Origin of the sequence: Pelagibacterium lentulum, assembly GCF_003992625.1 — a bacterium.
Taxonomy (GTDB): Bacteria; Pseudomonadota; Alphaproteobacteria; order Rhizobiales; family Devosiaceae; genus Pelagibacterium; species Pelagibacterium lentulum.
The window spans coordinates 143,741-165,338 of the sequence record NZ_RZMW01000029.1 but is presented as its reverse complement, the minus strand read 5'-3'; the positions used below and the strand labels follow the sequence as shown (position 1 = coordinate 165,338).

Annotated in this window: 19 protein-coding genes; 16 read left to right on the top strand and 3 right to left on the bottom strand. The window is 57.7% G+C overall.

Going from position 1 to position 21,598, the window contains the following annotated elements:
• Position 1: 1 nt before the first annotated feature.
• Positions 2–997, bottom strand: a complete 996-nt coding sequence (locus EO133_RS08020; protein ID WP_188681918.1) for a LacI family DNA-binding transcriptional regulator — start codon at positions 995–997, stop codon at positions 2–4.
• A gap of 363 nt (positions 998–1,360) precedes the next feature.
• Between EO133_RS08020 and EO133_RS08015 the strand changes: the two genes are divergently transcribed.
• The 12 genes from EO133_RS08015 to soxZ all read left to right on the top strand — a co-directional run bounded on the left by EO133_RS08015 (position 1,361) and on the right by soxZ (position 14,874).
• Positions 1,361–2,722, top strand: coding sequence for an extracellular solute-binding protein (locus EO133_RS08015; RefSeq protein WP_127072123.1), 1,362 nt, complete (start codon positions 1,361–1,363; stop codon positions 2,720–2,722).
• A 135-nt stretch (positions 2,723–2,857) separates the two neighbouring features.
• Entirely contained in the window at positions 2,858–3,769 is a 912-nt protein-coding gene (locus EO133_RS08010; protein WP_127072122.1) for a carbohydrate ABC transporter permease, read from the top strand.
• Positions 3,766–4,596 carry a carbohydrate ABC transporter permease gene (locus tag EO133_RS08005; RefSeq protein WP_127072121.1) on the top strand — a complete coding sequence of 277 codons (831 nt, stop codon included), beginning with the start codon at positions 3,766–3,768 and terminating at the stop codon, positions 4,594–4,596. The genes EO133_RS08010 and EO133_RS08005 overlap by 4 nt, the downstream gene beginning before the upstream one ends.
• Before the next feature lie 30 nt (positions 4,597–4,626).
• Positions 4,627–5,730 carry an ABC transporter ATP-binding protein gene (locus EO133_RS08000; protein ID WP_127072120.1) on the top strand — a complete coding sequence of 368 codons (1,104 nt, stop codon included), beginning with the start codon at positions 4,627–4,629 and terminating at the stop codon, positions 5,728–5,730.
• Positions 5,731–5,733: 3 nt separating this feature from the next.
• Complete coding sequence (locus EO133_RS07995; RefSeq protein WP_127072119.1) at positions 5,734–7,149, top strand: CehA/McbA family metallohydrolase; 1,416 nt, start codon at positions 5,734–5,736, stop codon at positions 7,147–7,149.
• Positions 7,146–8,015 carry a sugar phosphate isomerase/epimerase family protein gene (locus EO133_RS07990; protein ID WP_127072118.1) on the top strand — a complete coding sequence of 290 codons (870 nt, stop codon included), beginning with the start codon at positions 7,146–7,148 and terminating at the stop codon, positions 8,013–8,015. Before EO133_RS07995 ends, EO133_RS07990 begins: the two co-directional genes overlap by 4 nt.
• Entirely contained in the window at positions 8,012–9,085 is a 1,074-nt protein-coding gene (locus EO133_RS07985; protein ID WP_127072117.1) for a Gfo/Idh/MocA family protein, read from the top strand. Before EO133_RS07990 ends, EO133_RS07985 begins: the two co-directional genes overlap by 4 nt.
• 394 nt (positions 9,086–9,479) lie before the next feature.
• Entirely contained in the window at positions 9,480–11,102 is a 1,623-nt protein-coding gene (locus EO133_RS07980; RefSeq protein ID WP_244640819.1) for a Na/Pi cotransporter family protein, read from the top strand.
• Positions 11,103–11,303: 201 nt separating this feature from the next.
• Entirely contained in the window at positions 11,304–11,621 is a 318-nt protein-coding gene (locus EO133_RS07975) for a c-type cytochrome (RefSeq protein ID WP_127072116.1), read from the top strand.
• A 14-nt stretch (positions 11,622–11,635) separates the two neighbouring features.
• On the top strand, positions 11,636–12,931 hold the full coding sequence (locus tag EO133_RS07970) for an NAD(P)/FAD-dependent oxidoreductase (RefSeq protein ID WP_188681912.1): 1,296 nt from the start codon (positions 11,636–11,638) through the stop codon (positions 12,929–12,931).
• 19 nt (positions 12,932–12,950) lie between these two features.
• The gene (locus EO133_RS07965; protein WP_127072115.1) at positions 12,951–14,009 is read left to right on the top strand and encodes a YeeE/YedE family protein; all 1,059 of its coding nucleotides are present in this window, start codon (positions 12,951–12,953) and stop codon (positions 14,007–14,009) included.
• 52 nt (positions 14,010–14,061) lie between these two features.
• On the top strand, positions 14,062–14,874 hold the full coding sequence (gene soxZ, locus EO133_RS07960) for a thiosulfate oxidation carrier complex protein SoxZ (RefSeq protein WP_164734928.1): 813 nt from the start codon (positions 14,062–14,064) through the stop codon (positions 14,872–14,874).
• Here the strand turns inward: soxZ and EO133_RS07955 are convergent.
• Positions 14,871–16,553, bottom strand: a complete 1,683-nt coding sequence (locus EO133_RS07955; protein ID WP_127072113.1) for a thiamine pyrophosphate-binding protein — start codon at positions 16,551–16,553, stop codon at positions 14,871–14,873. The two genes, soxZ and EO133_RS07955, sit on opposite strands and share 4 nt — an antisense overlap.
• Before the next feature lie 145 nt (positions 16,554–16,698).
• Between EO133_RS07955 and EO133_RS07950 the strand changes: the two genes are divergently transcribed.
• From EO133_RS07950 to pcaD, 4 genes are all read left to right on the top strand, one after another.
• Positions 16,699–17,064: a TraR/DksA family transcriptional regulator gene (locus EO133_RS07950; protein WP_244640818.1), complete on the top strand. Its 366-nt coding sequence runs from the start codon at positions 16,699–16,701 to the stop codon at positions 17,062–17,064.
• A 104-nt stretch (positions 17,065–17,168) separates the two neighbouring features.
• On the top strand, positions 17,169–18,443 hold the full coding sequence (locus EO133_RS07945; protein WP_127072112.1) for a glycerate kinase type-2 family protein: 1,275 nt from the start codon (positions 17,169–17,171) through the stop codon (positions 18,441–18,443).
• Between the two features lie 97 nt (positions 18,444–18,540).
• Positions 18,541–20,037, top strand: coding sequence for an L-piperidine-6-carboxylate dehydrogenase (gene amaB / locus EO133_RS07940; protein ID WP_127072111.1), 1,497 nt, complete (start codon positions 18,541–18,543; stop codon positions 20,035–20,037).
• An 11-nt stretch (positions 20,038–20,048) separates the two neighbouring features.
• Entirely contained in the window at positions 20,049–20,828 is a 780-nt protein-coding gene (gene pcaD, locus EO133_RS07935; protein WP_127072110.1) for a 3-oxoadipate enol-lactonase, read from the top strand.
• A gap of 3 nt (positions 20,829–20,831) precedes the next feature.
• Here the strand turns inward: pcaD and EO133_RS07930 are convergent, their stop codons facing one another.
• Complete coding sequence (locus tag EO133_RS07930) at positions 20,832–21,449, bottom strand: PadR family transcriptional regulator (protein ID WP_127072109.1); 618 nt, start codon at positions 21,447–21,449, stop codon at positions 20,832–20,834.
• Between the last annotated feature and the right edge of the window lie 149 nt (positions 21,450–21,598).

The following is a 21,598-nucleotide window of genomic DNA, read 5'->3' as shown; positions in this document are numbered from 1 at the left end:
ACTATCCGACTGTGCCGCGAACAACAAGCCGGGTGGGAACGTGCTCAATCATGGGCGGTGCATCGGGCTGCTTGAGGCGCCGAAGAATCAGCCGGATCAGGGACTTTATGCGCAGATCAAGGTCGACCTTGACCGTCGTGAGATTGTAGCTGCGCCAGTGTGACTGGTTGATGTCGTCAAAGCCGATGACCTTGACGTCCTCGGGGACCCGCAATCCGAGTTCAAAACGAAGCGCGTCCAGCGCACCAAATGCGCCCTCGTCATTGGCGGCGAAAATCGCGTCGGGCTTTTCGCCGAACTTGAAGAGATCCAGAACGGCCGCGTGGGCGCAATCGTAGGAAAAATCCCCTTCGCAGATTATGGGCGCAGCCATGCCGCGGGCCGCCATGACCTTCCTGAGTGTCGTAAGGCGCGCCGTGTTGGCACGCGACTGGGCCTTGCCGGTCAGATAGGCCAGCTTTTTGACGCCATAGCCATGCAGCAGTGCGACGGCTTGCTCAATGCCTTCGTGCTGATGAACATTGAGCCTGTCGTAAAGCAAACCGGTATCGTCGTTGTCGGCTGCCTCCCATTGGTCATAGGTGACATAAATGGGAACGGCGCGATCGAGAACGCGCGATAGCGTTTCCGGCGTTACGTTTTCAGCATAGGCGATAATGGAATCGAGATTGAAGCCCTTCATATAAGTCAAAAGCGTCTCGTCCATCGACAGGTCGATGCGGGTCTTGAACAACAGCGTGGCAAAACCCTCTGCCTGGAGCGCGGTTGTCAGCGCATCGATTTCCTGGCTCTCCCAAGGGCTGCAGACATCGGGCACGATAACGCCGACCAGATGCGAGCGCCGCGTGACGAGCGCACGCGCAGCGCGATCCGGTGTGTAATTCAATTCACTCGCAATCTTGAGGATGCGCTCGCGTTTTTCCGCCTTGATGGAGGCGCTGGGGTTGAACGCGCGCGACACCGCCACTCGCGAGACATGGGCCGCCTTTGCCACCATTTCTGCGGTGGCGCGCTGCTTTTCCGAAGCGGTGCTTTCGCTCAAGTGTCTGACCAAAAAAAGAGTTAAAATTGAACGCGTGAACAACATATCTTGTGATCTCGTAGCGTCCATATGTCAAGGCGAGGGGCGAGGGTGTGGCGGAGAAATATCAGTATTTCTGTCATATTCTTGTTATTTCCTCATGGAAACATGGGCAGGTCGAGTTGCGCTCATCCTGTCCTCTTTCCGTTTCAGGATTGACGTAAAATGAAAACGTGTTCATTCTGACTGGGCTGGAAGGACAAGCGGGAAGAGGACCCGTCTTGCCTTCATGCAACCGGCGCGGAGGCGTCGGTCCAGCGAATGGGAGGTAGATTGAAAATGGTTTACAAGCATCTTGTTGCTGCGGGCCTTGGCCTTGCAGTGGTAACAGGCACAGGCGCAGCCGCCTTTGCCGTCGATCTGACAATTACGTGCCGGTGCGTTGAGGGCGGCGTCAATTCCGCCACAGCCGAATGGATCAAGAATTCGGTCATTCCCGGCTTTGAAGCGCGGATGGCCGAAGAAGGGCGCGAGATTTCGGTGAGCCTCACCGAATTTGCCGGTGCCGACGAACAGTTGACCCAGCAATTGGCGCTCGACTTTTCCACCGGCGCCGGCGCCGATATTTCGGGCTTTGATGGCTTTTTGATCCCATCCTTTGTCGATGCGGGCCTGTTGCGCTCGTTTGAAGACCTGATCGGCGAGCCTGCCATTAGCTGGGAAGGTTGGGATCACATTTCCGAGGGTATCCGCTCGATCCTTTCCTATGATGGCGGCACATACGGCATTGGCCTTGGCACCGATGTGCGCATGGTTTTTGTGCGTGCTGATCTGTTTGAAGAGGCCGGGCTCGATGCGGCAAGCTGGGAGCCCAGTTCCTGGGACGACCTGCTCGAAGCAGCACGGGCGCTCAAGGATGCGGGCGTTGATGCGCCGCTCCAGCTCAATGCTGGTGTTTCCATGGGTGAAGCCACGACCATGCAAGGCTATTGGATGGCATTGCTTGGCACGGGCGAAGGCGTTGTCGACGAGGAAGGGCGCTGGATCGTTGAAAGCCAGGGCATTCTCGATACGCTCAACCTTTACAAGACCATCTATGTCGATGAGGCACTGGGCGACGACCGTGCGCAGTTGCTTGCCGATGGCCGCAACCGGACCTTCGCCAACTTCCGCGATGGCCGGACAGCAATGCTGGTCGAGGGCGACTGGTTCTATCGTTCCGTTACGGCCCCAGGGTCCGAGTTCGCCCTGGAAAACCGCGATGAGATCATGACCTGGAAAAAGATGCCCGCCCGTGAACCTGGTGCAGGTTTCCGTGGGCAGGGCCACGTTTCGGTCTCAGGCGGTACGGGGTTCGTGATCAATCCCAATACCGATAGCCCGCAGGAAGCCTGGGAATTCCTCGCTTTCATGATGAGTCAGGAGCAGATGACCGCGTTTCAGGATTATCAGCCCGGCATCCGTTCGCGTTCCGACGTGCCGATCCCGGATTCGCCGTTCCTCAACGAGACAAGCCAGGCATTGCTTCCGCTGACCACGGCCCGTCCCAACGATGCCGACTACAACAGCGTATCGATGGAAATTCAGCGCATGACGGAATCTGTCGTTTCAGGCGAATTGTCGCCGGAAGAAGCAATGGCCCAATACAAGGCCGCTGTGACATCGATCGTTGGTGAGGAAAACACCGTAAGCCTGCTCTAGGCAAAGATCGCGGCCATGCGCGGGCGTTGAGCGCATGGCCATTCAAAATTTCTGTCACCTCCCTGCCTGACCGGTCTGTCGTGCATCTTTCACGCGGGCCGGCCAGCGCAGGAATGAAGCTCTCGGGAGCCTTGCGTGAAGCGGTTTTCACTTTTGTCCAACAGGGCGAGCGCAATTTTTATGGCGCCCGCAACGATCCTTGTCGCTGTCTTTGTGATTGCGCCTTTTTTCTGGGTCATCTTTGTTTCCTTCACCAACCGCACGCTTCTGGGGCGCACGGCGGTCAATCCTGAATTTGTCGGATTGGCCAATTACATAAGCTTGTTTGATCCCGTCAGCTTCTTTCAGCGCGGCCAGTTCGGCTTTTCGCTGATCTTGACGACCCAGTTCGTCATATTGTCGGCTCTTGTCGGGCAGGCGCTGCTGGGCATGCTTCTGGCATGGCTGCTGCAGTCTGTGCCCAAGGGCGTCAAATCGATCACCGAGACCTTCGTGATCGCGGCTTGGATATTGCCCGAAGTGGTGATCGGTTTCGCCTGGTTCGCCTTTCTCGATTACGACAACGGCACGCTGAACATGATCATGGAAAGCCTCGGGCTGCCTCCGGGCGACTGGTTGCTGCAGCAGCCGTTCTGGGTGATCGTGATTTTCAATGTCTGGCGCGGGGCGGCCTTTTCCATGATGCTGTTCAATTCGGCTTTTGCGTCGATCCCGCCAAGCTATTTTCAGGCTGCCGACGTTGCCGGAGCGTCAAGCTGGCAAAAGTTTCGCGACATCGGCCTGCCGCTCATTCGCGGGCATGTGGTGACGGTGTTGATCCTGATTACCATGTGGACGTTCAATACGTTCACGCCCTTCCTGTTGACCAATGGCGGGCCATCCTACCGCACCGAACTGATCTCGATTTACACCTATCGCGTGGCGTTCCGGGACTTCGATTTTGGTAAGGGAGCGGCAGTGGGCGTCATCATCATGCTCATCAATCTGGTCTTTGCACTGATCTATCTCAGCCTGGGCCGCAAGCGGGCAAAGGGAGTGAAGACATGAGGCATATGTTCTTGCGCTTTTTCTCGCGCATAGGCTTTTCGGTCTTTGCCTCGCTGATCGGAGCGCTGTTTGCCCTGCCCCTGATCTGGTTTCTTTTTGCGCCATTCAATGCGCGGGCAGAACTTGGACTGGCGATCCCCAACCCCTTCACGCTGTCAAACTTCGTGACGGTGTTCAACAACACCTTTGCCATAAGAGGCTTGTGGAATTCGCTGATCCAGAGCGTTGGTGGCGTGATCTTTGTCGGTGTGTCGGCAACGCTGGCGGCTTATGCGCTCTCGCGCTCCAACATGCCGGGCAAGAGCGCCGTCACCTATGTCCTGCTGCTGTTTTCTTCGGTGGTTTCAGGCTCTGCGGCGATGGTGCCGATCTTTCTGATCGTCAATTCGGTCGGGCTGATCGATACCCATATTTCGGTCATTCTGGTGTTTGCCGGTGGCCTGCTGCCAACCGCAATGTTCATCCTGCGCGATTTCATCGACGGTATTCCCAAGAGCTATGAGGAAAGCGCGATGGTGGCGGGTGCCTCGCCGGTACAGGCTTTTTTCGACGTGGCGCTGCCCGTCATCCGGCCCGGCATTGTGGTGATCGTTGTCTGGAGCTTCGTCAATATCTGGGGGAGCTTCCTGATCCCGTTCATTCTGTTGCGGTCTTCGGAAAAAATGCCGGCATCGGTCGCGATCTATTCGTTCTATTCCGAGGCAGGCACCCCGATCGTGACGCTGCTGGCCGCCTATGCGCTGCTCTATTCATTGCCGGTGGTGGCACTCTACCTGTTTGTAAGCTGGAAATTCGGCTTCCGCTTCTTTGGCGGCATCAAGGCCTGATCTCCCAACAATTTCAGAGAATTCAAGACAATGGCTTCAGTCCAGTTCAAAAATGTCAGCAAGTCCTTTGGCGAGTTCGTCGCGGTCAAGGATATGTCGCTCGAGATCGGTGACGGCGAATTCGTCTGCTTGCTTGGCCCTTCAGGTTGCGGCAAGACCACGAGCCTGCGGATGATCGCGGGGTTGGAAACTCCAACCAGCGGCAGCATCGAGATTGGCGAGAGCGACGTTACGTTCAAGCACCCCAAGGACCGCCAGATCTCGATGGTTTTTCAGGATTATGCGCTGTATCCGCACATGAACCTTGCCGACAATATCGCCTATCCGCTCAAGGTGCGCGGCGAAAGCGAACAAAACCGCCACAAGCGTGCGCAGGAAGTGGCTGACGTTCTCAAAATCGGCCACTTGCTCGAACGGGTCCCGGCCCAGATTTCGGGCGGACAGCAGCAACGCACTTCGCTCGCGCGCGCGCTTGTTTATCCAAGCAAGGTCTATCTGTTCGATGAGCCGCTTTCCAATCTCGATGCCAAATTGCGGCTCGAGGCGCGCGGGTTCCTCAACCACCTGCAGCGCGACATGGGCATGACTGCGGTTTATGTGACGCACGATCAGGCTGAGGCCATGGCGCTGGCAACCCGTATCGCGGTGATGAACGAAGGCGAGATTGTGCAATATGCGCCGCCGATTGAAATCTATCGCCGCCCGGCAACGACCTTTGTTGCCAATTTCGTGGGCAATCCGCCCATGAACCTTTTGCCTGTGGAGGCCATGATTGCCGATGGCGGGATCTCCATACGTGCTGACGGCCTTTCCATGGACCCGCTGCCCGTTTCCGCAAGGGCCGCCAAGGCATTGGAGACCGGCAAGACCTTGACGCTGGGTGTGCGCCCCGAACATCTCCACATCGCGGCGGGCGGAGAATCCAACACGATCTCGGGCAAGCTGTTTGCCAATGAAAATATGGGACCGGAATCGCTGGTAACGCTAGAACGCGCGGATGCTGCGCGGTTTACCGCCCGCATTTTCACTGACGACGAAATCAGGCTCGAACAGAACGTGTCTCTGGCTTTTGAAGCCCGGCATGTCCACCTTTTCGATGCAGATGGTCTGCGTCTGCCGTTCGACGGGGAATAGTCCGTGGCACGGCGTGAAGTGGTGCATGTAACGCCCGAGGATCAAGCGCGAGATCCTTACTTTTACGTGCCCTTTACTGTGCCCGCCGGCACGACCCGGATCGATGTGACACTTGCCTATCCCAAGGCACCCGATTGCATCATCGATCTGGGCTGTTTCGATTGCCGGGCGACCGCTTATCCAAGCGCGGAAGGGTTCCGGGGATGGAGCGGGGGGGCAAGGGACCGGTTTTTCATTGCGACCGACGATGCGACGCCGGGCTATGTGCATGGGCCAATCCCTGCTGGCCAATGGAACGTCGTTCTGGGACTTTACAAGGTGCCGCTCAAGGGCGCGACCGTTGAACTCACGATTGCCCTGGAGGCGGGCGAGCGCGAAATCGCGCCCCAGCCGGTGCGGACAGAACCGGTGCGTCCCGGAAAAGGTTGGTACAAGGGCGACCTGCATTGCCATACATTTCATTCGGACGCGAAGGGATCGCCTGAAACCTTGCACGCTGCGGCCAAACAGGCGGGGCTCGATTTTCTCGCGATCGCCGACCACAACACCATCACCCAGCGCCGGTATTTTCACCCCGCATCCTCGCCCGATCTCGTCTTTGTTCGGGCAATGGAAGTGACCACGGCTATCGGGCATGCCAATGTTTTTGGCACCGATAGCTGGATCGATTTCCGCATGACGCTGCCCGGCCACGCGCATACGCTATCCGATATGGTCCACAAGGCCGGCGGGTTGCTGTCGATCAATCACGACAAGCCGGACATTCCATGGGATTACGCGTTTCCTGATGCCGATTTGATGGAAGTCTGGCAATCCACATGGCTGGCCTGGAACTGGATTTCGCTTGAACGTTACCAGAAGCGGCTGGCATCGGGACTGCGGCTGTCGGCCATCGGCGGGTCTGATTATCATCAACCTGCCGAGCTTAGGCCCGAAGGGCCGTTGGTGCTGGCGCGACCGACCACCGTTCTCTGGCTCGAGGAACTGTCCGAACATGCCGTTTTGGCGGCCATGAAGGCGGGCAGGGGATATGTCACCGAAAGCCCGTCCGGCCCGCATCTCAGTCTTTCGGTCAACGGTCAGCCTATGGGATCGGTATTGCCTGCCCGCGAGGCGAAGGCAGAGATCGAAATACGCGGCGCATCGGGCGATGAACTCGTGCTGCTGGATGCCGATGGCGAACTGTCGAGATTTGCCATTGAAGGCGAAGACATTGTGCTGACCTGGCAGGGCGCGCCCAAGCGCTTCCTGCGTTGCGAAATCGTCGCCGGTGCCTCTCGCGATGTCCTGCTTGAGGCGTTGCTCGCCGCGATTCGGCCAGGGCCACTTCCCTTCGGCCTGACCGAAGAAATCGTCGCTGCGCAGCCAATCCGGCGCGCCTTGTCCAATCCTGTCTATTTTGAAAATGTGGAGCCATGACACTGATCGCAAATGCCCCTTGTTCGTGGGGAATCTTTTATCCCGAGAACAACCGCTTCACGCCAGACCAATATCTCGACCAGCTTGTTGCCGCAGGCTATCACGCCACGGAGTTGGGACCGTTCGGTTTCCTGCCGACAGATGCAGGCGAGCTTGTCGAAACGCTTGAACGCCGCAAGCTGTCGCTCGTTGGCAGCGTGCATGTCCATACCTTTTCAGTGCCCGATAGCGCCAACGATCTGTTCCGCACGCTTGATGAACTGGCGGCGCTTTTGCGCGGGGCAGGAGCCAGTCATCTGGTGCTTATGGATGAAGGCAATGTTTATCCAGACGATGCGATCGGGGATCTCGATGCCCAGGGCTGGCGCGCGATGCTTGGAACGATCGAGGAAGCCCGCAAGCGCATAGAAGGCGAGCATGGCCTGACGGTTTCATTCCATCCCCATGTTGCGACCGCAATCGAGCACGAACACCAGATCGACCGCCTTCTTGATGGCACAGATATATCATTGTGTTTCGATACGGGCCATCACGCGTTCTGGGATCAGGATCCGCTGGCCTATATGGAAAAGGTCTGGGAGCGCATCGCCTACATGCACCTCAAGAATGTCGATGCAGCCGTTCGCCAGCAGGTTCTCGATGGAACGTTGGGCGTCCGGAAATCCTTTGCCAGGGGTGTAATGTGCCCCTTGCCCGATGGCGTTATCGATATCGGCGCAGTGATGGACATGCTCGAAACGCGCGGCTTTTCGGGGCCTGTTGTCGTGGAACAGGACCCATCTGACGATCCGGCACTCGAACCGCACCGCCTTGCGCGTCGCAATATCGAATTTCTCGCTGATCTCATTGAGAAGGCCGCACAATGATATTGCGGGTGGGGCTGATCGGGTTGGGCGAAGTCGCTCAATTGATGCATTTGCCGCTTCTGGCTGACGACAAGCGGTTTGCGATTTCGGCGGTCAGCGATATTTCGCCAAATCTGACCGAAGCGATGGCTGCGCGTTACGGAGCAAGAACTGTCGCAACGGCAGACGACATCCTCTCCGATCCCGACATTGATGCCGTTTTCATTCTCACCCCCGACCATCTCCATGCCGATCTGCTGGCGGCCGCGATAAGGGCTCGAAAGCACGTCTTTGTCGAAAAGCCGGTATGTCTGAATCTCGATCAGATCGGTCCGCTGTTGGACCTTGACGAAGGCAACGACCGGACCGTTTTTGTCGGCTATATGCGACGTTACGCACCGGCGTTTCTGGCGCTGAAGGATCATATGCCGACCAACACCGCTATCCGGCATGTCCGTATTCGCGACATAATTCGCGAAAGTCAGTTTTTCGTCGATCAGACGCGTCCCGTACTGCGTGGGAACGACATCTCGCACAATGAGATAGACATTGGCCGGGCCCGCACTCAATCGATGCTGCGCGCGGCGATTGGCGAGGATGCGCCCCCCGACGCCCTGCGCGCTTACCAGGTTTTGACCGGTCTTGCCTCGCATAGTTTTTCGGCCATGCGTGAGCTAATTGGCATGCCATTGAATGTCGCTGCCGCACGACAGCATGGCGGGGAAACGGTGCTGGTCTGGTTCGACTATGGGCATTTTACGGCCAGCTATGAGGCGGTAATTTCAGACGTTGCGCGCTTTGATTCCGGTATCGAGGTGCTTACCCAAAACCAGCGCTTCGCGATCAATTACGACACGCCCTATATCCGGCACTTACCCACACAACTGGAAATCACGACATCGGGGCTCAACGAAACCCGGACTGAAATTGTAGGGCCGTTTTACAAGGATGCGTTCATGGTCGAGCTTGACGCTTTCCATCACAGCGTCGCTACGGGTCAGCCGCCCAAGACCGGGCTTAAAGACTCCCGCTATGACCTTGAACTTTTCGCTCAGGTCGGTCGCGCATTTCGTTCTGGCAACTCGGCCTGACGCATCCCGGCTGGGCGACCAGAAGCCGATTGGCTTTCGCCTCTTATGCGAGTTGCTCTGCCTTACGCAAGCGCAGAGGGCCGGCCCATGCGGAACGCATGGTCTTGGTCAGCAAGTCGAAGAAAAACGGAGCGGAGTTCCGCATGGCAGTCGTGCAAAGCTGTGTATCCAATTCACAGCAAAAAAGCATGTGCAATAGTGCCAATGCCATCATCGTGCTTGACTGATGCACGCGCGGCAGGGCCAAATACGCCTTGCGAAAGGGAAGGTTGGACCTGCTGCCAAGTCGATTGCGCATCGACATGCACAAGGCCTGCAAACCTCGAGACAAAAGAAACAAGAACAGTTCTCTGGAGGGACAAAAATCGCCTCAACTTTGATTTTGCTGGAGTTATTGGGTGCCGGTGCGCTGCTGCTGTGGGGGCTGCGGCTTATCAAGACCGGTATGCTCCGGGCGTTCGGAACGCAATTGCGCTATTGGATTGGGCGGAGCACGTCCAACCGGTTTTCGGCAGTGCTTGTGGGTCTCCTGGCCACGCTTGCTGTGCAATCGAGCACGGCGACTGCGGTGATCACCGCATCGTTCGCTGCTCGCGATCTGCTCAGCGGAATAATGGCTCAAGCCATCATGCTGGGTGCCAATGTGGGCACAAGTCTGACCGCATTGATCCTCTCGCTCGATCTGAGTTGGCTGTCTCCACTGCTCATTTTGACGGGAGTTGTGGTCTTTTCCCGCAGCAACTACGCCATGGGCAAGGGTGTCGGGCGGGCAATTCTGGGGCTCGGGCTTATGCTGCTGGCCCTCAGCTTGTTGGGCAACGCAACAGAGCCTGTCCGCGAGTCCGAGGTCGTTGTCTTCCTGCTTTCCAGCCTCGATCAAGCACCGGTCTTTGCGCTGCTTTTTGCAACGGGCATGGCGTTCATGGCCTCGTCCAGCCTGGCAATCGTACTTTTTGTCGTGCTGTTGGGGCAGGCCGACATCATCCCGCCAGCTTTGGCACTGGTCCTTGTCGCTGGCGCAAATCTCGGCGGTGCAATTCCGCCCTATCTTGCAGTCATGAAAGAGGGCGTGGAGGCGCGGCGGTTGGCGCTGACCAATCTGGCCATTCGGTTGATCGGGGCGGTCGCCTTGACAATAGTTGCGGGGTACGTGGCGCCCCTATTTTCTAATATCTGGCCTGACACAGGCCATCTCGCACTATCGGCCCATATAGGATTTTCGCTTGTTCTCCTGATTGTCGCGCTGCCGCTTCTTGGTCCCATTACCAGGCTCGTTGCAAAGCTGATGCCGAGCGTGGAAGATACCGTTAAAGGCCCGCGCTATCTCGACGAAAGCGCTTTAAGCTCACCTGCCATTGCCCTTAGCGCAGCAGCGCGGGAGACGTTGCGACTGGGCGACATGGTGCGCGATATGCTCGAAGGCAGCCTGAAAGCGCTGCATAGCTCCGATCCTGCCTTGCGCAGCGAACTGGCTGCTATCGAGGATGAAATCGACAAGGTTCAGTTCGCGATCAAGACTTATCTAGCAAGGCTTGGCCGGGAAGGGCTGGACGACCAGGATATGCAGCGTGCGACCGAGATCATGTCCTATGCGGTCAATCTGGAGCATATCGGCGACATCATCGATAGCGGTCTTTCGGATCTGGCCGCGAAAAAGTCCAAGCGCAGATTGACGTTTTCCGAAGAGGGTCTTGCGGAGATCGTCGAATTTTACAGTCGCACACTGGAGGTTCTTCAGATGTCCCAGAGCGTGTTTTTGACCAGAGATACCGATCTCGCGCGCAAACTTGTCGGTTGCAAGGTTGAGGTTCGTCGGATGGAAGCGGAATCGGCGGAGCGCCATCTGGAACGCCTGCGTGCCCACAAGACCGAGACCATTGAAACGTCAGGTTTGCATCTGGATATATTGCGCGATCTCAAGCGCGTTAATGCGCATCTGATTTCAGTAGCTTATCCCATTCTCGACGACATGGGAGTCTTGCGAGAGTCACGGCTCAAGTCGACACCCGACGAGTAGCGGTACGACACCGGGCACTCGATGAGCATGGGCTTGCCCGGCTTTGAAGGTTCATGGCATTTCGTTTGCGCTTTCAGCCGTTTGGCGAAACAACACTTCCTGTTTGGCACTAGTCATTTGTACGCAAAATATGGCACCTTGTTTTTCAAACGAACAAAGGGGGCAAATTGCCCTTTTATGAAAGGGAGGAGGGACGATAACATGCGAAAATCCCGTTTGATGGCCACCGGCCTTATGGCCGCGACGCTGGCCATCTCTGCATTTTCCGGAGTGGCGCAAGCTCAGGACAATGGCGCATTGCTCGCCGGTCCTTGTGCGAGCTGTCATGGAACCGATGGGGTATCCCCTGGTTCGATTCCCTCGATTGCCGGCCAGCCCTATGCTGTGCTGATCGCTCAGCTCAACGCGTTCAAGGCCGGTGAAATTCCCGGCGCGACGGTCATGACCCGGCTTGCGCGCGGCTATACCGATGAAGAGCTTGAGGTTCTCGCCCACTATTTTTCCGAAATCGAGCCGTAAGAAGGGGATGCGAGATGATTAACAGACGCTCAATCCTGAAATCGATGGGTGCCGTTGCGCTGGCAACGCCCGTTCTTTCGTTGCCTTCGATTGGCCGCGCGCAAGGCGCTGCCGGTCGCGTGGTGATTGTGGGTGGTGGGTTTGGTGGCGCAACAGCCGCTAAATATATCAAGCGCGCCAATCCCAATATCGATGTCACACTGATCGAGGCGTCGGGCCGGTTTTATACCTGCCCGTTCTCCAACCTTTATCTTGGCGGGTTGCGTGAATTTGAATCGATTGGCCACAGTTTCGATGAATTGACTGATGTGTATGGTGTGAACCTTGTTACCGGCTGGGCTGAAGGGGTGGACGGCGATGCCCACACCGTTACGCTCGCTTCAGGTGACGTGATCGAATATGACAAATTGTTGCTCTCGCCTGGTGTCGATATGCGCTGGGGGGCGATCGAAGGTTATGACGAGGCGGCCGCGGAAATCATTCCACATGCCTGGAAAGCAGGTCCTCAGACCCAGCTTCTGAAAAGCCAGCTTGAAGCGATGGACGATGGTGGCACCTTCATCCTTTCCTCGCCACCCGATCCGTTCCGGTGTCCACCCGGCCCCTATGAGCGGGTCTCGATGATCGCAAACTACTTCAAGAACAATAAGCCCAATTCCAAGATATTGCTGCTTGATTCCAAGGATGCGTTTTCCAAGCAGGGGCTGTTCCAGGCCGGTTGGGATGCGCTCTATGGCGACATGATCGAATGGGTGAGCCTGTCCAATGACGGGGAGGTGATCCGTGTCGACCCCGAGGCCATGGAAGTGGAAACCGCCTTCGGTGAAATTCACCGTGGCGATGTGATCAATATTGTGCCGCCCCAAAAGGCCGGTGCGATTGCCGATGCCGCAGGCGTCACCAACGAAGGTGGATGGGTGCCGATCAAGCCGGACACCTTTGAGAGTCAGCTTGTTGACGATATCTATGTGGTTGGGGATGCAACGGTGGCAGCGCCAATGCCCAAATCCGGCTTTTCGGCCAATGCTCAAGGCAAGGTCGCCGCGGCCGCAATCGTGGCATCGTTTGCGGGCGAAGATGTTGGCACGCCGTCCTGGGCCAACACCTGCTACAGCCTGATCGGACCGGAATATGGTATTTCGGTTGCGGCGGTCTATCGGGTTGAGGATGGTGCAATTACCACGCTTGAAGGCTCGGGCGGTGTCAGCCCGGCCGATGCTGATGAGGACTTCCGCCGCAGGGAAGCGATTTATGCGGTTGGCTGGTATGACGCGATTACCCAGGATACCTGGGGGTCATCGCCAGCATAACCGATAGGAAAGCCAAGCGATGACAACTGGTGAACTCGTGCTTTGGGCGGGGCTGATTATCGGCCTCGCCTTTGGCATTTGCGGACAATTGACCGGCTTTTGCCTGATGAGCGGGTTGCGTGGCTGGTGGGTCGAGGGCGATGGACGCAAGATTCGCGCTTTCGCCTTGGCCGGTGCTGTTGCGATCCTCGGCAGTCAGATGCTTGATGCCTTGACGCCAATGTCACTAACCCAGTCGCTATATGTGCAAGGCACATTCTCGATACCCATGGTGGTGCTGGGTGGGGCGCTTTTCGGTTACGGGATGGTCATGTCCAACGGCTGCGGAGCACGTTCGCTGGTTCTTTTGGGGCAAGGCAATCTGCGCTCGTTTCTCGTGCTTGTGTGCCTTGGGCTTGCGGCAGGCATGACGCTGACCGGGCTCATCGCGCCCTTGCGTGTGGCAGGAAACGCGGCTTCCAGCACTGGCGTTGGTGTTAGTCCTGCCAATCTGCCGGGGCTGATCGGCGCGCTCGGTGTTGACGCAAATATCGCGCGCTGGGTGCTGGTGGCTCTTGTCTCTGGCGGTCTTGCCGCGTTCGCGCTGAAAAGCGCAGCGTTTCGCGCCGATCCCAAGGCGCTTTCCAGCGGTATCGTCATTGGCATTCTGATCCCTGCTGGATGGTATGTAACGGGCATTCTCGGCTATGACGATTTCGATCCGACGCCTTTGGCATCGTTCACCTTTATCGCGCCTATTGGTGATGCGATCCAATACGCAATGCTTGCAACCGGCACGCGGCTTTCCTTCGGTGTCGCAATTGTGATCGGCGTGTTCCTGGGAGCACTTGCGAGCGCTCTGCTCACCCGCACCGCCAAAATCGAGGGTTTCACCCGCCCCCGCTCAATGATCCGCTATATGCTCGGCGGCGCGCTGATGGGCTGTGGCGGGGCGTTGGCGCTAGGCTGCTCGATAGGGCAGGGCCTTACGGGCCTCTCCACATTGGCCCTCACCTCATTTGTTGCGATTGCGGGAATACTGGCTGGGGCGGCAATGGCGCTTCGCGGTCCCGTCCGGCTGCCAGCACCGCAACCTTGAGGTGCGCCGGAGCCTTTACTATATCGAGGCCATGACTATGAAAGCCAATATCATGACGAATTCGACCGCAGGCCTTTCGCGCCGTTCCGCTCTGGTTCTCGGCGGTGCCGCCGCTGTGTTCAGCCTCAGCCCTCTCGGCGCCGTCGCAAATACCGGCACATGGCAGCGGGTCGATGAAGTGCTGGCAGTGCTCGATGGAGCAGACCCAATCGCGCAGGGCATGGTGCTGGATTTGCCGCTAGTGTCTGAAAACGGCGCTTCGGTACAGGTCAATCTGTCGGTCGATAGGCCAATGGCCGACGGCGAATTTGTGGAATCGATCCATCTTTTCGCGCCGGGCAATCCCTATCCCGAAATCGCTACATATCATTTTACGCCGCTGAGCGGTCGGCCAGCGGTCGAAACCCGCATTCGTCTCAACGAAACCCAGACAGTTATCGCACTCGCCAAGCTCTCAAGCGGAGCAGTGCTGGTTGGCGAGCAGGAAGTTCGGGTGACGACCTCCGGTTGCTTAACCGACGCTGACACCTACGATACCGCCAATGAGTTTCAGACGCGCGTGCGGGCGCCCGAAGTGCTGGCCACTGGCGATATCGGCGAAGTGCTGACCATCATCAATCACCCGCAGGAAAGCGGGCTGCGCACGGATGCTTCGGGCGATATGGTTCCCATGCGTCTGATCGAACGCTTTGAAGCAACGCTGAATGGCGAGCCGGTATTCAGCGCCGACCTGAACCGCTCAGTCGCGACCAATCCCTATATTAAGTTCCATATCGCACCGCAGGCAGGCGGCACGCTTGAACTTATATGGACCGAAGACACAGGCGAAAGCGCTCAGGCAAGTGCCGAGATTTCGGTAAGCTAATTTTTCTGCAGCAGCGCATTGGCTCGGATGTCATCGAGCGTACGGTCGATGGTCAGGGCTTGTGGATCGATGATGCAATGGATGATGGCGGGCTTGCCCGATGCAATCGCACGCTCCAGCGCCGGGGCGAAATCGGCGGAGCGCTCGACTCTTTCTCCATGCCCGCCAAAGGCCTTTGCGTAAGCGGAGAAGTCAGGATTTTTAAGGTCTGTGCCCACAACGCGGCCGGGATATTCCCGTTCCTGGTGCATGCGGATCGTGCCGTACATGCCGTTGTCGATGACGAGAACGACAAGCGGCAGGTCATATTGCACGGCGGTGGCAAATTCCTGCCCGTTCATCAGAAAGCACCCGTCTCCCGCGAACGCAATAACCGTCCTGCCGCGCTCAATACGCGCCGCCGCTACCGCTGCCGGAACGCCATACCCCATGCTGCCCGAAGTGGGCGCAAGCTGGGTGCCATAACGTGTGAAACGGTGGAAACGATGCAGCCAAGTGGCGTAATTGCCCGCGCCATTGGCCATTATGGCATCCGCTGGCAGCTTGTCGCGCAATACCGTCATCACATGGTTCATATCGACACGTTCGCTGTGTCGCGGCTTGGGCGTTGACCAATCCAGATAAGCCGTATGCAGGCGTTCGACATCGGCGCTGCGATTGAGGGCAGCCGGACCATCATGTTTCAGCATTGCAGAAACGAAGGCGCCAGGGGCGCAATTGATCGCAATGTCGGGTTGATAGACCCGTCCCAATTCTTCCGCGCCGGGATGAACGTGAACAAGCACTTTGCCCGCATTTGGAATACCGAGCAGCGTATAGCTCTGGCTGGCAATCTCGGACATCCTGCCTCCAAGCAGGACAATCAGATCACTTGATTTGGCGTAATCGAGCAGAGCCGGGTTCGTGGAAAGCGCGAGATCGCCGGCAAAATGAGTATGGCTGGCGTCAAACAGCATCTGCCGCCTGAATGAGACAGCGATCGGAACGTCAAGCCTTTCGGCCAATGCGTGCATATCAGCGACCGAATGAGTGTCCCATCGTGAGCCACCCAAAACGATCAGCGGGCGTTTTGCCTTTGCCAGCGCATCGAGCGTTTGTGCAACTGCCGATTCAGGAGCGGCGCTGTCCGGCACATGAACCCGGCGCGCATCCTCGCACAGGGCCAACTCGGTGAGCATGTCCTCGGGCAATGCGATGACGACCGGACCGGGGCGCCCGGACATGGCAATGTGGAACGCGCGCGAAATTGTTTCTGGAATCCGGACTGGATCGTCGATCTCGGTCGTCCATTTGGTCATCGAACCGAAAACAGCGCGATAGTCCAACTCCTGAAACGCCTCACGTTCTCGCATATCGCGCGCGACCTGCCCGACAAAAAGGATCATCGGTGTGGAATCCTGCTTGGCGATATGAACGCCATGGGCTGCATTGGTCGCGCCGGGGCCACGGGTGACAAAGCATATTCCGGGCCTGCCGGTGAGCTTGCCAGCCGCTTCGGCCATCATGGCTGCGCCGCCTTCCTGACGGCATATCGTGATGGCGATATCCGAATCATGGAGTGCATCCAGCGCGGCCAGATAACTCTCGCCAGGCACGCAAAAGACGTGCTCTGTGCCTTGCACAGCAAGCTGATCGATAAGGATTTGCCCGCCAGTGCGCGGCCCTTGGCTCTGAGTCATTTAGGTTCCCACTCCCTTGTTCCACCCGTGTATTGAGCATTACCTGTGCCCGAGTTCAACGCCGTCCGCCATTATGTTATTTGTGTGATGCTCGCAGATCATTCTTGCAATAGTCCTGCGTCGCGGCGTTGTGGAAGAGGGGGGCATGGCACAGAACGAACATGACATGGAGGCTTTACGGCCAGAGTTCATTTCCCGCATTAAAGCGGAACTGGAGGAGCTTGCAGAGCAGTCGTCCGGCACCGAGGCTGATCGAGCGCCCGTAGCGCTCGATCAGCAAAGCGTAGGGCGCTTGTCGCGCATGGATGCGATGGCCGCACAGGAAATCGCCCAGGCTTCTGAACGACGGCGTGCCGCCCGCAAGGTGGCGTTGCAGGCCGCGCTTGGCCGCTTTGAGGAGGACGAGTATGGCTACTGCGTCGATTGCGGCGAGCCGATTGCCCTTGGCCGGCTTAAGGCCGATCCTGCGGTTACGCTTTGCATTCAATGCGCCCAGATGGGCGAGCGTTGAGATAAGAGCTTGGCCGGGCTTGCGAAAGCCGAGCCAAGGGTTTTAACTTTACGCAGATTCTGCGCATGCACTTGTGCAGACTGGGACTGGAGGCAATCAAGAACATGACCGATCTGGCACCGCGCGAACTGTTGCGCGCCCTGTTTGATGCTGCGGTGGAGGCTGCCGATCCGCTGGCGGCCATCAAGGCGCATTTGCCGCAAAAGCCGAAAGGCCGGACCATTGTGGTTGGTGCAGGCAAGGCGGCGGCGCAAATGGCCGCGGCTTTTGAGGCGGTCTGGGATGGTCCTATCCAAGGGGTCGTCGTTGACCGGCACGGCACACCCTCGACGGCGCAGCGCATCAAGGTAATCCACGCCGCCCATCCCGTGCCTGACAGAGCCGGCTTGGACGCCTCACGGGCGCTGCTCGATCAGGTCCGAGGGCTGACCGAAGACGATCTGGTGGTCGCTCTGATTTCCGGTGGCGGTTCTGCGCTGCTGTCGGCGCCGGGCGGCACGCTGACATTTGATGACGAGGTAACTGTCAACAAGGCCTTGCTTGAATCGGGCGCGCCAATCACGGCGATGAACATTGTCCGCAAGCATGTTTCAGCGATCAAGGGCGGGCGCCTGGCCGCGGCAGCGGCGCCTGCGCAGGTCGTCAGTCTCGTTGTTTCCGACGTGGCAGGCGACGATCCTGCAATGGTGGCGTCAGGCCCGACTGTACCCAGTACGGGATCGGTGGCCGATGCGTTGGCCATTATCAGCCAGTACCAGATACAATTGCCTCCATCGGTAATGGCGCATTTGCAGTCCGATGCAGCGAGCGCACCTGATCCTGACGACGCGGTTTTCGCCCGCAACCACGTGCATGTAATCGCTTCGGCAGGCGTGTCGCTGGATGCCGCGGCGGCCAAGGCCGAGCAGTTGGGGCTGTCCGCGCATATCCTTTCAGATGCCATCGAAGGAGAATCCGCTGAGATCGCCAAGATGCACGGCGCTTTGGCGCGTGAGATCGCGACACGCAACCGTCCATTCCAAGCTCCATGCGTTGTGTTATCGGGCGGCGAAACAACCGTTACGCTGCGCAATGGGCGTTTCGGACGTGGCGGCCGCAACAGCGAATTCCTGCTGGCGCTTGCCCATGAGATCGAAGGCTTTGGCAATATCGAGGCGCTGGCAGCCGATACCGATGGTATCGACGGGTCCGAAGATAATGCCGGGGCCTTTATCGACGGGCAAACCATTGCGCGTATGCGCGCCGAAGGGCTCGATCCCAAAGCGATGCTGCTCGGCCATGATGCTTATTCGGCATTCGAGGTGATTGGCGATTTGCTGACAACGGGCCCGACAGGCACCAATGTCAACGACTTTCGGGCCATCCTGGTTACGCGCTGATCATTCACGTTTGTCATAGCCCTATCAGCAATCTTTGCTTTGCCCGTTTTCCTGCTCTGACTATGGTGGCTTTCACAACATAAATGTGGGAGCCACTATGCGTTACGATCATATATTGAGCGATGCCCTTTTGACCTCGGCACAGCTTGAGGGCGGGGCGCTGGAGGTTCAAACGCCGATCGATGGCACCACCATCGCGCAGGTCAGAACGCATTCGGTCAGCGATGTCGAAGCGATGATCGCCAAGGCGACAAAGGCATTTGCCAAATGGAAGTTGGTGCCTGCGCCGCGCCGGGGCGAGTTGATTCGCCTGTTCGGTGAAGAATTGCGCAATGCCAAGGCGGAGCTCGGCGCGCTTGTGACGCTCGAATGCGGCAAAATCCTGCAGGAAGGTTTGGGCGAAGTTCAGGAGATGATCGACATTTGCGATCTGGCAGTCGGTCAGTCGCGGCAATTGTTCGGCCTCACCATTGCTTCGGAGCGTCCCGGTCATTCCATGCGCGAGACATGGCATCCGATGGGGACATGCGGAGTGATCACGGCCTTTAACTTCCCGGTAGCACCGTTCGCGTGGAATTTCGCACTCGCGATCGTTTGCGGTGATCCGGTGATCTGGAAGCCGTCGGAAAAAACACCGCTTTGCGCGTTGGCTACTCAGAAGATATGGGAAAAGGCAGTGGCGCGCTTTGGCAGCGATGCCCCGGAAGGCTTGCTGCAAGTCGCAATCGGGATGGCTGATGTTGGCGAGACGCTGACCAAATCGCGCAGCGTACCCATAATTTCCGCCACAGGTTCAACCCGGATGGGTCGCGCGGTGGCGCCAGTGGTTGCGGAGCGCTTTGGTCGCTCAATCCTTGAGCTTGGCGGCAATAACGCCATGATCGTCGCGCCATCTGCGGACCTTGAAAACGCGGTTCGTGCGATTGTGTTTTCCGCGGTGGGGACCTGCGGGCAGCGATGCACAAGCCTCCGCCGTCTGATCGTGCATAAGGACGTGCGTGATGTTCTGGTCGAGCGGCTCAAGGCGGCTTATGCCAACCTGCCAATCGGCAATCCCCTTGAAGATGGCGTTCTGGTGGGCCCGTTGATCGATGAGGGTGCCTTTATCGCCATGGGCAAAGCGCTCGATGCGGCCAAGGCGCAGGGTGGGACGGTTACGGGCGGCGAAAAGGCCGATGGCGTGTCAGGCGGGCAATATGTCAAACCGGCGATTGTCGAAATGCCGGGGCAGACCGCCATTGTGCGTGAAGAGACCTTTGCGCCGATCCTTTATGTGATGACCTACGAAACGCTAGATGAAGCAATAACGTTGCAAAACGACGTGCCGCAGGGCCTCTCGAGCTGCATCTTTTCAACCGATGTTCGGGAAACCGAGACCTTCCTTTCCGCTGCAGGATCGGACTGTGGCATCGCCAATGTGAATATCGGTCCATCGGGAGCAGAAATCGGTGGCGCGTTCGGCGGCGAAAAGGATACAGGTGGCGGGCGCGAAAGCGGGTCGGATGTCTGGAAATCCTACATGCGACGCCAGACAAATACGGTCAATTATTCGTCCGCCCTCCCACTGGCGCAGGGTATAAAATTCGACATCTGACAGAGGCGGAAATGCAGTTCACACGCATCGATGACGCGGTTTTTCACTATCAGGTCATTGGTGCAGCGCCAGATAGACCAGTGCTGGCATTCGTCAATGCGCTGGGAACCGATTTCCGTATCTGGCGCGATGTTGTCGTGCGGCTTGTGGGTCGTTTCTCCATCCTTCTCTACGATGCGCGAGGGCATGGGCTAAGCGGCTCTGGCGAGGGCGCGGTAACTATCGAACGCCATGCTGACGATCTGGCGCAGCTGCTCGACGTGATCGGCAAAGGGTCAGCCATCATTTGTGGGCTGTCGATGGGTAGCCTGGTTGCCCATACTCACCCTGAGAAAGTCAAAGCGCTTATCCTGTGTGGCGCACTGGCCAGGTTCGGCGAGCCGGAGGATTGGGACGCGCGGATTGCAAGCGTGGAAGCCAATGGTATCGAAGCGCTTGCCGATACGCTGATGGAACACTGGTTCACCGAAGGCTTCCGCGTGGACAATCCGGCAGACGTGGCTGGCTATCGCAATATGGTCATCCGTCAGCCCGGAGCAGGCTATATTGCCTCGTGTGCGGCTTTGCGCGACGGTGATCTGACGGCATTGTCAGGCGAGGTTGCAGTACCGACCTTATGTATCGTGGGGGACAAGGACGGCGCGGTATCGCCGAGTGCAGTCGCCAATCTCGCCCGCGCCATTCCCGGCGCCCGCTTCGAGCTTATCAAGAATGCGGCTCATATGTTGCCAGTCGAAAGTCCCGACACCATGAGCGATATTATCACTGCCTTTGCCGACTTGGCCGAATAATCGTCACGTCTCATATGGCGCAAAGCGCGAACCCGGACAACCAAACGCCTTGGGGTCGTCGTCAGCATAAATGTAAGCGCCGCCTTCTATTTTATCGATAAGCTCGCTTACCCAGTCATAGGCGCAGGACGTATGGTGGTCCCAAAAGCTCAACAGCGCTTCCACATGAGGAGGCAGGGCATTGCGTCCCGTCCAGTTCGCTTTTGCCGAGGCAGTATTCACCTGCGCCTGATGATCTTTCAAAATGTCGCGGCGGCGTTTCAGATAGTCGACAGCAACAGAACGCTCAAGTGAAGACATTAGAACCAGGCCCGAACACAGCATGTCGGGACGCGGTTCGGGATTGATCAATGCCCGTGCGAGAAGCTTCTGGTACTCGGTTTCACCGCTCTCGCTAATGGAATAATCGGTTCGGGCCGGCGTGTTGTCCGTGGAGGGAATATTTGATTCAATCAGCAGGCGTTCTTTAGTCAATTGCCGCAATGCGTGATAAATGGAGCCGGTTTTTGTATTGGCCCATTTATCGGCGTCCCATGCCATCAGTTCCTGGCCGACAAGATATCCGTGTGCCTTGCCGTGGGCGCGAACGACAGCGAGGACCAAAAGACGCGTTGCGGACATATGTTGTAATTCTCCTCCGTAAGGAATGCCATTAGGCACCTGTTTAGTAAGATCGAATTTTACGCCTCCCCGAATATGAATACCAGATGAATGCCTAAATCAGGCTTCATTCAACCCCGAAGTGCGAAAAACTTCCCATCAAAGCAAAT